The 12,909-nt window shown below is 35.7% G+C and carries 7 protein-coding genes; all 7 read left to right on the top strand.

Annotation, left to right across the window (positions count from 1 at the left end):
- The first annotated feature begins 110 nt into the window (after nt 1-110).
- The 7 genes from FJ213_03450 (at nt 111) to FJ213_03420 (ending at nt 12,605) form a co-directional block, all read left to right on the top strand.
- Entirely contained in the window at nt 111-1,193 is a 1,083-nt protein-coding gene (locus FJ213_03450) for a hypothetical protein (protein MBM4175218.1), read from the top strand.
- A gap of 18 nt (nt 1,194-1,211) precedes the next feature.
- Nucleotides 1,212-4,016 carry a TonB-dependent receptor gene (locus tag FJ213_03445; protein ID MBM4175217.1) on the top strand — a complete coding sequence of 935 codons (2,805 nt, stop codon included), beginning with the start codon at nt 1,212-1,214 and terminating at the stop codon, nt 4,014-4,016.
- 17 nt (nt 4,017-4,033) lie between these two features.
- Nucleotides 4,034-7,645: a hypothetical protein gene (locus FJ213_03440; protein ID MBM4175216.1), complete on the top strand. Its 3,612-nt coding sequence runs from the start codon at nt 4,034-4,036 to the stop codon at nt 7,643-7,645.
- Nucleotides 7,645-8,661, top strand: coding sequence for a UPF0164 family protein (locus FJ213_03435; GenBank protein MBM4175215.1), 1,017 nt, complete (start codon nt 7,645-7,647; stop codon nt 8,659-8,661). The genes FJ213_03440 and FJ213_03435 overlap by 1 nt, the downstream gene beginning before the upstream one ends.
- A 122-nt stretch (nt 8,662-8,783) precedes the next feature.
- Nucleotides 8,784-9,275 carry a TlpA family protein disulfide reductase gene (locus tag FJ213_03430; GenBank protein MBM4175214.1) on the top strand — a complete coding sequence of 164 codons (492 nt, stop codon included), beginning with the start codon at nt 8,784-8,786 and terminating at the stop codon, nt 9,273-9,275.
- Between the two features lie 32 nt (nt 9,276-9,307).
- Entirely contained in the window at nt 9,308-10,942 is a 1,635-nt protein-coding gene (locus FJ213_03425; protein MBM4175213.1) for a hypothetical protein, read from the top strand.
- A 16-nt stretch (nt 10,943-10,958) separates the two neighbouring features.
- A complete protein-coding gene (locus FJ213_03420) occupies nt 10,959-12,605 on the top strand; it encodes an Omp28-related outer membrane protein (protein ID MBM4175212.1) in 1,647 nt (548 codons plus the stop codon).
- Nucleotides 12,606-12,909 lie beyond the last annotated feature (304 nt).

Here is a 12,909-nt window from a genome sequence, read left to right as displayed (position 1 = left end):
CTTTTTTTCAACAAAAGGAGTGAGAGATCACTCCTTTTTTTATTTTAAATTGAAATACTAAATATTCTTACTTGAATCCCAATATTTTTTTTAAAATATTATAATTAAATATGAAATTAAGGAATGTCAGAACAATAAAGTTAGTGGGATTATTTTTTCTTACTCCCTTAATACTTTTTGGGCAATTAAAGCTTCATAAATCTGAAAATCACTTCTTGTATGATGACATAGAAAATGATCAAGTGAGGGTTATTGAGAAAGTTGAAGACAAAGTAAATTTTATTATTAATAAGAAAGTTGTAAATGAATACAAATTGAGCCCTAGAACGAATATTAATTTTATTTTAAGCGGTGATAAAAGTTACTTCGCTCTTTTAGAGTATTATTTTGGCTCAAAGAATGAAATCTCAACAATTAATATCCTTGTCTTCGAGAATAATTTTCAATCGATTTATAACAAAAAACTTGCATTACAGTATGAAGAAAACATACCATTGATTTCTATTGATAATGCTGGAGCTGTTTGGCTTTTTTCTTCAACTACGAGTGAAATAAAAAAAATAACTAAAAACTCTGAAAGAAGTATTTTCCTAGAAAAGAATTTAGTTATTAATATGGAGAGGCGGGGATTTCTAGTTAATGGCGATGAGGATATCTTTGTTGTTTTGAGCGGTTTAGATCACAAATCAGAAATCTTTACTTTTGATAAAGAGTTAAATCTCATTAACAGAACTTCGATCGGATACACAAATATTCATCGTGCAGTTATATCAGATAATAATTCATTATTAATATCTGCTTACAATTTTGAAAGTGAATTCGATCCAGTTCTATTGCGATATGAAAAAAAAATAATTTCTGAAATTAAAAATGTGCTGATTGAAGATCGATTTGGTGGAAGCGACAAATATATTTTTTCAGCAAACCAAGTTTATTCATTGGATGGAGCTCAACTAATCAAGAGATATTCAATTCCGAATGGAAATATAATTTCAGGTTATTTTCTTGATGAAAGATTTCATTTGCTGATTCGTCTTGGAACACAGGTCTTCTATTACAATCTTTCCAATGAATTTGAAATATTAAGTAAGTTTGAACTAAATAATGATGAGCATTATTTAGGATTTTATTTTTCGGTAACCGGAAAAAAACTGTTCTTAAAAACAAAAAATAGCTTTTTAAGTTTGAATTAAACTGACTTGGAGGTCTTGATGTTTATTCCTTCACGCAATAAAATATTGTACGCTTTACTCTTTATCGTCCTGTTTGTACTTGAATCTTATTCGATGGGTACTACAGGTAAAATTGCTGGCCGCGTTACAGATTTCAAATCTGAAGATGGAATTCCTTTTGCAAATGTTTTAGTGGAAGGAACTTCGTTTGGAGCGGCGACAAATCTTGATGGGTACTATACAATTATTAACGTACCACCTGGAATATATACAGTACGTGCTTCCGTTGTTGGGTACGAAACAAAAATTATCACAAATGTAAAAGTATCAATAGATCTTACAACTAAAATAGATTTTGAAATTCGTGAAAAGACGGTTGAACTTGAACAAGAAGTCGTTGTTACTGCGACACGTCCACTTGTTCAAAAGGATTTAACTGCTACTACTGCTGTTGTAGGCTCAGATCTAATAACAGAACTTCCAGTAACTGAAATCAGAGACGTTCTAACTCTTCAAGCTGGCGTTACAGTTTCTGCAGGTGGTGATATTCACGTTAGGGGCGGACGAAAAGGGCAGCTTGCTTATCAAATCGATGGTGTAACAGTTACAGATGCATACGATGGAAGTACTGTAATTGATGTTGGAACTAATTCAATTCAGGAATTACAAGTTGTGAGTGGTGCATTCAATGCAGAATACGGTCAAGCAATGTCGGGAATTGTAAACATTGTAACAAAAGACGGTGATAATGATTTCAATGGAAATATTCAATTTTACAGCGGCGATCACATCTCAGAAAATAAAATATTTAGTAACATTAAAGAATTAGATCCAATCTCTATCAGAAATATTGACGGAAGTTTAAGCGGGCCAATCTTTCATGATAAACTTTTCTTTTTCACCAATGCACGATACTTTTACAATACAGGTTATTTATATGGACAAAGAATTTTTCTCCCAACCGATGTCTCAAGAGAAGTGACAACGGATAGCTTTTTTGTTCCTTCAAGCGGTGATAAAGCTTTTGTTTCGATGAATCCTAATGAAAGAATTTACGGACAGGGAAAAATTACTTATCGATTACTTCCTACATTAAAATTTGGATACAACTATATTCTCGACTTTCAGAACTATAAGGACTATGATAATAATCAACAATTAAATCCGGATAATAATCTTCAAAGATTCAGAAAGGGCTACTCCAATACTTTTTCTGTGAATCATGCTATTTCGAATTGGACATTTTATACTTTAAATCTTTCTTACTTCTTTAAAGATTACAGACATTATCTATATGAAAATATTTATACTGGTGACCCAACTAGACCAACGCTTTATGTTGACAATGATCTAATTCAGAACCCTCCTTACAGCTTTAGCACTGGCGGAACAAACACAAGCAGATTTGTCCGTAATACAAGTACTTGGTCGGGAAGATTTGATTGGACTTCTCAGCTCTCTCAGGAAATCGCTTTGAAATTTGGAGCGGATTTTAAACAGCATCAAATCTATTTTGAAAATGTAAGTCTTCAGCCTATGCTCGATTCTGTCGGTAATAAAGTAAAACCTTTTAACGTCTATATTCCATCACTTACAACTCAATATCATGATAGGTATCTTAATAAACCATTAGAAGCAGCAGGATACGTTCAAACTAAGTTTGAGATGTTCAATATGATAATAAACGCAGGTGTACGTTTTGATTTATTTGATCCCGATGGCAAAATTTTAGCTGATCCAACTGATCCGAATATCAACGATCCAATTAAGCCAAATAATCAATTCGATGATATAAATAATAATGGTGTGCAGGATGTCGGTGAGAAAACGAAAACTTACGATGACAGACTTAAATATTGGTACAAAAATGCTTCCGTTAAGTATCAGTTTAGTCCGAGAATTGGTATCGCTTATCCAATAACCGATAAAGGAGTGATTCATTTTTCGTATGGACATTTTCTTCAATTACCTGCTTATGAATTATTATATGCAAATCCAGATTTTGAACTTGGCATCGGATCCGGAAATCAAGGTTTAATTGGTAATGCCGACCTCGAACCGCAAAAAACGGTTAAAGGAGAAATTGGTGTTCAGCAGCAAATTGGAAATGATATTTCTGTTGATATTACGATGTTCTTTGAAGATTTCCGGAATTTAACTGGAACACAAACTGAAGAAATTCTCGTCTTCGGAGGTGCACGCGGGTATTCAAAATATGCAAATTCTGATTTTGGGTTTTCTCGAGGTATTACACTCCGATTTGAAAAAAGATTCTCAGGCGGACTTGCAACAAACTTGGATTATACCTATTCAGTTACAAAAGGAAATGCATCAAATCCTGCCGATGCAAGAAACGCTGTACTTGGAGGTGCTGTTCCAGAAACTTTTATCGCACCGCTAGATTGGGATCAAACTCACACGTTAAATCTGATTGTTGCTTATACAAAACCCCGAGACTTTGGATTCTCCATAATTGGAAATCTTTATTCTGGACAACCTTACACTCCGCAGGTGAATAAAAACACCCGTGTAGCTCAAAATGCTTTTCCAAGGAACAGTGGTAACAAACCGAGCATTTTCAACCTTGATTTAAGAGGATATAAGGATTTTGTAATTGGAAATTCGACGCTGACATTATTTTTAAGAGTTTTTAATGTCCTAGATTTAAATAATCCTCGAGTGATCTATGGTGATACTGGTGATCCATTCTTTACATTTGGAAAACTTGAAGCCGAAAGAATTCGACCGAGATTGTATTACAATACTATTGATGATCTATATACAAATCCTGGCTTCTTCTCTGAACCAAGAAGAATCGAATTCGGAATATCATATACATTTTAATCTTAAGGTTTTTGAGTATGAAAAAATTTGTTTTAATAATTAGTCTTTTACTCCTTTGCATGTTCAGGTCTGAAAGTTCTGCTCAAAGGGGAGATCCGACTCTATTGAAGATTGGCTATCATACTGGAAATAGAACTGGAATATCGTTTTATAATGATGGACAGATAGCAGGCTTCAATATAGGAAGGGATATTCGAGGTGAGTGGCCGCTTGGTTCCGGCGAAAATTATATTGGCGATCTTATTCCATTAATTGGGGTGGAGTTCATCAATAAGCGAGGGGATACACTTCATTCAGTAACAATTTCGCGTGGTCCAAGAGTCGATCAAGCGAATGAAAAACATCCAACATTAGGATATTTCTGGGGATTCAATCCGATTCCAGGATTTCTAAATCCAACTTACGAGTCGGTTGCAATGAGCCATCTTCCCAAATCCTGGCCTATTGAGGGATGGAGAGACCAGCCCACTTGGAAAGATAAGGAAGGTAAGACTCAGTGGAATGGATATTTTGGACGAGGAATAATGAATGCAGACCAAGAAAGTTATTTCAAAGCAGATGATAATAATGATGATGAGTTCAATGGTTTTTTCAATCCCGATAGTACTGATCTGACTCGAAAAGGAATGGGTTTATTAATGACCGTACGGGGATTTCAGTGGTCAAGTTTCCTCGCTGAAGATGCAATTTTTTGGCTATATGATATAAAGAATGAGGGAAAAACCACTTACCGAAAATCTGCATTTGGAACTGTTGTCGGAACTCTTGCCGGAGGAGATGGAGATAGCGGTGATGATCTTGGTTTTTTTGATGTTCGCGATTGGATTACTTATTCTTGGGATAGCGATAATCGCGGTAATAAAGGACAAAAAGTTGGGTATGTTGGTTATGCGTTTCTTGAATCTCCCGGCAATCCTTTTGATGGAATAGATAATGATGCGGATTCTCCCGATCCTAATTCACCAAAATTTGTTAAAACTGATTTTGATTCTATCTCATATAAAGCTGGTGATAAAATTGTATTGATCGATCCATATACTTATGAAAGAAGTATTTATACAGTCAAGTCCACAATTGATACCCTTTATTCATTGGGTGTTCGATTTATCATTAATCCCGGTGTTACTTATTTCAGAGAAGGACACATTTCACAAATCGTTAATGGTGTTGCAGTTCCTCATCGTTCTGCTTTAGATGGAATTGATAACGATTTGGATGGACTAATTGACGAGAATGAATCCGTTCATTTATCTGCTCGCCAAACAAATGGACTTGATGGATTGAAATACAAAAACTACCGAACGGGTGCAGGAACAACGGATCCACTGATTGACGAAAAGCGAGATAATGATGCCGGCGTTCCTAAAACAAGCTGGATTCGGCTTGCTGATGGAAGTGTGATACTAACAACACATTGGTCTGGAGATGAAGATGGCGATTGGGATCCATTGGTTGATGATGTGGGTTCTGATGGCGTCGGACCTGATGACGATGGCTACATTGGCCCTGATCCAGATGGAACAGAAAAAAATGGGAAGCCGGATCAAGGTGAACCAAATTTTGGAAAAACTGATGTTGATGAATCGGATCAAATTGGACTAACAAACTTCAACTTTTTCAATCAAGCTGCGTCACCGAGTATGAAAGATGACGAACTTCTCTGGTCAAGAATGTTTCCGGGCCGATTCGATGTTATTCCATCTTTACCGCAAGATGGCGATTTTATTTACGGCTCAGGTTATTTTCCTCTTCCTCCGCAGAAGACTGAAAGATTTTCAATATCAATCCTTTTCGGGGAAGATTATAAAGACATTCTTGGAAATAAGCGAATTGTTCAGCAAATTTATAATGCTGGCTATAAGTTTCCTCAACCGCCGAAAAAACCAAAAATTACTATCACACAGGACAATGGAAATGTTGTAATTTATTGGGATGGTAAACCAACCGAATCTTCAAAAGATTTAATAACTAAACTTAAGGATTTTCAAGGATACAAAATTTATCGTGCAACTGATGCAGGTTTTCAAGATGCACGTTCAATTACTAATGCGGTTGGTGTTTTATCGTTCGATAAACCGCTTGCACAGTTTGATCTTGTCGACAGTATTCAAGGATATTTTTATCCATCTGCAGCATTACTCTCTCAGCTTGGCGGAACGACCTTTTACATGGGATCGAACACCGGCTTAGTGAATAAGTGGGTTGATTCAAGTGTTATAAAAGGGCAGACTTACTTTTATGCAGTTTGTGCGTATGATCGAGGAGCCGAGAAGCTTGATATATTCCCGACTGAAAATTCTAAGTTCATTTTTAAAACAAGTACCGGTCAAATTTTAATTGATGACAATACAGGCTACATCACTCCTGGTGGAAGGCCAATAGGATACACCAATGCAAATTACTCGACCTTTACGAAATCTCCCGTATTTATTGGAACTGGAACAGGTGAAGCAGAAATTGTTGATGATGCCGCAATCAAAAACGGGTTTAATTATAAGATAGTATTCGCTGACACAGCACTTCAAGGTTATACAAAGGATTGGTCGCTGATTGATCTGCAAACCCCCGACACAATCTTTATACCAAAAACTAAGACAACGTTATTAGTTAAACCTGGAGAAAGTATAACTATTCCTAAAGGAGATACAATTTATATAAATGGAGTTCGTTTCTTATCGGACACTACGGTATTCACAGCATCACACGATACACTTGTTCAACACGAAACGAAGTTCAATGGACAAACTCCAATTGCACATGGTTTCAGAATTCACCTTTACAATGATTCAGAAATAATACTCGATACTATTAAAACGAGATTTACAGGTAAAACCCACCCAAGTATTCAAAGACCTGTTTTCGCACCATTCTTTTGGACAGCAACCGGTCCCGGCTCAGCATATAATGGAATAAGAATGCCGTACGATTATCAATTTGAATTCTCGAATGCTGTAGTTGATACTTCAATTGCTGATACTCTTTTCCCGGTTACGCCAACTAATATAATACCAGCTCGTCCGGTTAATTTTAAAATCAAAAATATAACAACAGGAAAGTATATTAGATTCGTTTATTTCAGAACTGGAACGGTAAGCACGGTTCACAATATATATTTTAAGGAAGAAATCAGCGGTAAAGTCTATCGTACTTGGCGAGTAAATATATTTTATAATGAAGCAAATATTCTGTTGAATGATACTACTGCAGGAACAAAGTTTGATTTGGTTACAAAAAAACCTTTCAGCCGAAACGATGAGTTCTATTTCACAACCAAGGGGGCGAAGATCGATATCGATACTGCGAAATCAGAATTGGATAGAATTAAAGTCGTACCGAATCCATACGTAGTTACCCATCAGGCTGAGGCAAGATTGTTGAGCACTCAAACTAGTGGACGTGGTGAGAGAGAAATCCGGTTTACGTATGTTCCGCCTGGCTCAAAAGTTTCTATTTTCACAGTTAGAGGTGAATTGATAAAAACTTTGTATCAGAATGATTTATATGTGGGAGATGTCTTCTGGAATTTGCGGACTGAAGAAAATATGGACGTTGCATTTGGAGTGTATGTTTATGTGGTTGAAGCTCCTCAAATCGGAACGAAAACGGGCAAATTCGCCCTCATTAAATAATGGAGACAGCAATGAAAAAGTATTTAATAATTTTTTTAGTTTTAATTATTGGATCTCTCTTCGGACAAACGAAAGTTGGATCAACCGCAGCTCCATTCTTAAATGTTGGAATTGGACCACGTGCTGTTTCAATGGGAGGAGCAATTGCTGCTACAGCCAATGATGTAACAGCATTATATTGGAATCCTGCCGGTGCGGCTGTAACTCAAAACAATGAAGTCCTTTTTTCTCATACTCAATGGTTTGCTGATATCACATTCAATTGGGCAGGTGCAAAAATTAATCTGGATGGATTAGGAACTGTTGGATTAAGTCTGACTTATCTTGATTACGGAAAAATGGAAGTTACAACCATGCGCGAGCAGGATGGTACAGGTGAATTTTTCGGTGCAAGAGATATGTCAATTGCTCTCTCCTATGCTTACAATCTGACGGATAGATTTTCAATTGGTGGAAGTGTAAAATATATTAACCAGAGTATTTGGAACAGCTCTGCTGATGCTATCGCATTTGATGTGGGAACACTCTTCACTTCGGATCTGATGGGCTTACGAATCGGTGCGACAATTTCCAACTTCGGAACAGATATGCGCTTAAGCGGAAAAGATTTGCTGATCTTATACGATGTCGATCCGAATATTTATGGTAACAACGATCAAGTTCTTGCGAGTCTGAATACAGATTCTTATCCGCTTCCATTGCTATTTCGAGTTGGCGTTGCTATGGATTTGCTAAACACTTCAACTCATAAATTTACTGTTGGTGCAGATGCGTTGCATCCAAATGATAATGCCGAAAGTATCAATGTCGGAGCCGAATATACATTCGGAAACTTTATTTCGCTTCGTGCAGGTTATAAATCTCTTCTCCTAATAAATTCAGAAGAAGGTTTAACACTCGGTGCAGGAATTAAGTACGACTTCACAAATAATCTTGGTGTGAACTTCGATTATGCATATCAAGATTTCGGATTACTTGATTATACACAACATTTTTCAATCAGTATTAGATTCTAGTGGATTATTTCAAAAAGCTTGATTACGCAAAATAATCGAGCTTTTTTGTGCAAAATTCTGGTTGGAATATAATTTCCACTCTTCTATATTGCACCCAAAACAAATCATTGAGGAGATTGCAAGTGGTTTATAAATATATGTTGATTTGGTATCTTCTTATTTCATTTCAATTCTCTCAAGCCCAAAATACCTCTTTAAATTTTTCTCTCGAAGATCTAAATGGTAAGAACCGAATGCTTTCAGAGTTTACTGATAAAGGTCCTGTCTATATTAACTTTTGGGCGTTATGGTGTCAACCGTGCAGAGCAGAATTAAAAACCATGCAGGCGATATATGAAAAGTACAGCGAAAAAGGATTTACTCTATTAGCGATCAGCATTGATACACCACGTAGTCTAGCAAAGGTAAAATCGTTTTTCTCTTCACAAAATTTTACAATGCCTTGCTTACTCGATCCTAATTCGAAAGTGTTTGAAAAATTAAATGGTCAAAGTCTGCCATATTCAATTCTTATTGATAAGTCGGGCAAGATTGCAAAAACGCGCACAGGTTATCTCCCTGGTGATGAAAAATTTATTGAACAAGATATAGTAAAAATACTTCAAAACGAGTAACGAATCTCAACATCAAATCAACAATTCTTAGCATGAAAATCTTAAAACTGGTTTTAATCATTCCTGCAATATTAGTCACAAATTATCTTAGCTTCGCTCAATCATTATCTTCTTCAATTTCAAATAATTTTCAATTTGGGACCGGCTTTGAAAATTTCGGTGAAGGAGGTTTTGTCTCGAAAATAAAGAAGGAATATTTTGAAAATTATACTGATGCAAGATTCTTTCTCTCTAATTTTACACTCGGATTCCGGCTTGAGGTCAGCAATCCGCCGGAGTATGGATTGCCGTATAAAGGTATTAGGAAAAAATATATTGAATTTGAAAAAGAAGGATTAAGCATTCGAGCAGGTGATTTATATACATTATTTTCAAGGGGATTATCGCTGAATCTTTTTGAAGAAAGGCCTTTAGGTTATGATTCGAATCTTGAAGGAATTAAGATCGGATATTCGAATTCATTTCTGAAATCTGAATTAGTTGGAGGTGATATTGATTTTTTAGTCCCGTCAACAATTTTAACGGAAGATAAGAGAATAGAAAAATATAAAATTCGAGCAGCATCTTTGAGATTAATTCCTGCGGATTTTTTTAGTTTCGGGGGAAACTTTGTTTGGTCGGAGAATAAACTCCCGAACATAGTTACCACGACTGATACTACAATCGTAAAAATCCCAGAATATTTCTTTAGATTAAGTTTATTCGATTTTGATTTATACGCATCGTATGCAACTAAATTTACTTCGATTTCCGGGAAAGATAGCTCCAGAGGGAGTGCTTTCTATTCTTCGCTTACTCACTCGGGAGATGGTTTCGGGATTACCTTTGAATATAAAGATTACAGATTTGATATTGTTGATCAGTTTCTACGAAGTGATCCTTTCAGGTCGACAGCAATGTTGTCATTCCAAAATCCACCTATTGTTCACAAAGAACATTTATTCTCTTTACTCAAAAGATATCCTCATATTACAGACTTTAACGATGAAGTCGGATTTCAAATAGATGCATTCCTTTCACTCAATTCACAAACCACATTAAATGGTAATATTGCCATTTCAAGTCGTCATTATGAATACGATTTAGATCCAATGACATTTAAGCTTAGCAAGATTGAATCCTGGAGTAGTTTATTCCCGTCATTATCCGAGAAAAGGGATCCATTCTGGGAAATTTACTTCGACGTCGAATATATCCTCGATGACAATTTTGAGAACTATATACGGTTAGCATTTAATAGAAGGAGCGCAACGGTCTACGATATTTTAAATCCGCTTTCAAAAATTCAACCGACAAGACTGACAACTATTCCAATGGAAATTCAACACGTTCTTTCAGGAAGTTGGAGTTTAAAATTTATCTCAGAAAGTCAATGGGTAAAAAGATTTCCGATTTCGGAAAGATATTTTAACCAGTTATTTGCAATTGCAGTATCCAAGTCACCTAGTATTTCTTTAGGGATTAAATGGGAATTTACTTCCAGCGATTTCGAACCCGAAAGTAAAAAGAATTGGATTATTGTTGAAGGAAGTTATAGATTCGGTACGAACCACCTTTTGATTCTTGCGTTTGGAGATGAAAGGGGGGGAGTTGTTTGTTCAAATGGTATTTGCAGACAAGTGTATCCGTTCAGTGGTTTTAGAATGACATTAACAAGTAATATTTAAAAAATGGAGTAATTATATGTGGCCCAAAATAATTCTTCTTCTTGTAATTTCATTGGCAGGGGTTCAATCATCATATAGTTCTGATAGAGTTGTATTAATGGAACAGTTCACAAGCACAACTTGTCCGCCTTGTGTTCCTGCCAATCAATATTTCGACAATTGGATAAAGTCATATGCGAATAAAGATCGTGTAGCAATAATTAAATATCATATGTATTGGCCGTCACCTGGTAACGATCCTTATTACCACGCAAACCCAACCGAAAACCTGGCAAGAAAAAATTATTATTCAGTTTCGTCTGTCCCTCATGCAAGGATTGATGGTACAATCAATGGTGGATCATCATACAGTAATTGGCCAAGTTTAATAATTAATCAAATGTCGGTACCGAGTCAATTTACGATTGACATTAATGGTGATCTTAATTCAACAACAGGAGGAACATTAAGTATAGTTGTGACTTCAGATAATAATCCTATTCCAACTGGTACACTTGTTCTGCAGACATTAGTTGTTGAAAATGAATTAAATTATACTGGTACGAATGGTGATCCAGTTCACCACCAAGTGATGAGAAAAATGTATCCCGATGCAAATGGAGAAGTATTCACTATCAATCCAAATGAAACAAAAACTTTTAACCGAAACATAACTTGGAATTCCGGCTGGGATATTAAGAACTCACAAGTTGTTGTTTTTATTCAAGTTGTTGAAACAAAGAGCGCACTGCAAGCTGCCATGAGGAGAGCGCAAATCTCATTAGCTGCACCAATACTAAGTTATCCGCAGAATAATGCTACAAATCTTCCTCTAAATGCAACTCTTTCTTGGCGGAGAGTTTTGACCCAAGCTAATCGCAGCATAAAACAAGATGTTCCTGCTTCAGCTGTAACTTACCATTTGCAGGTAGCTAAAGATATAGATTTTAATACTATTGTCTTTTCTGATTCTACTCTTACAGATACAGTCAAGATGATGAGTAAATTAGAACGCTCGACTTGGTTTTATTGGAGAGTTAAAGCAAAAGAAACTTGGGGAACAAGTGATTGGTCAAATACTTGGAAATTTAAAACAATCCCACTAGCACCATCGTTGATTTTGCTCACTGAACCGGCAGATAATGCGACGCTGAATACTTCAAGTGTTACTTTTTCATGGTTAGAGGGCGAACCCGAAGTTACAAAATACCAATTTGAAATTGACACTAGTCCAACAATGGCTACTGCAATAGTTGATTCCAGTATAGTGGATACATTTTCTGTTAAAACAGGATTTGTTGATAATCAAGAATACTGGTGGCGTGTTCGTGCCGCAAATGCCGCAGGATGGGGCGAATATAGTCTCATCAGGAAAATTAAAGTTGTCTTAACAGATATTGTCATTTGTGAATCTGTTCCAACACAATTTAAACTATATTATAATTATCCTAATCCTTTTAATCCAACAACGAACATTAAATTTGATATTCCGAATACGCAAAGCATTAGTTTGAAAGTGTTTGATTGGCTTGGCAGGGAGGTTAAAACTTTATTCGAAGGCATAATAAATCCTGGTCATCACACTATTCCGTTTATTGCAGATGGACTTAATAGTGGAATTTATTTAGTTGAATTATCGACATCAAATTACCGTTCTGCATTAAAAATGATTTATCAAAAGTAAATTTAACTGTACAGAGCCTGCAGTGAGGGCTGCAGGCTCGATTATATGAAACAGAAAAAAGTAAAGAAAAAGAAGCTTAGAATCCCCCTTCCGAAACAGACCCCAAAAAAAGTCGCATCTAAAAAAATCTACGACAGGAAAAAAGAAAAAGAAAAAATTCGTAAGCAAAAGTAATTCATCCAAATAAAACGAATTCGTTTAATTCTCTAAAAGAATTATCTATTAAACCAAATTATAAAAATTGCCTTAATATCTTAAGCAATCAGGGCGATTAACTTAAATAAATATTGTATAATTGATAAAA

The organism is Ignavibacteria bacterium (assembly GCA_016873845.1).
In the GTDB taxonomy this organism is placed as follows: domain Bacteria; phylum Bacteroidota; class Ignavibacteria; order Ch128b; family Ch128b; genus JAHJVF01.
The sequence above is the reverse complement of the archived record's forward strand: the minus strand, read 5'-3'. Positions and strand labels throughout refer to the sequence as shown.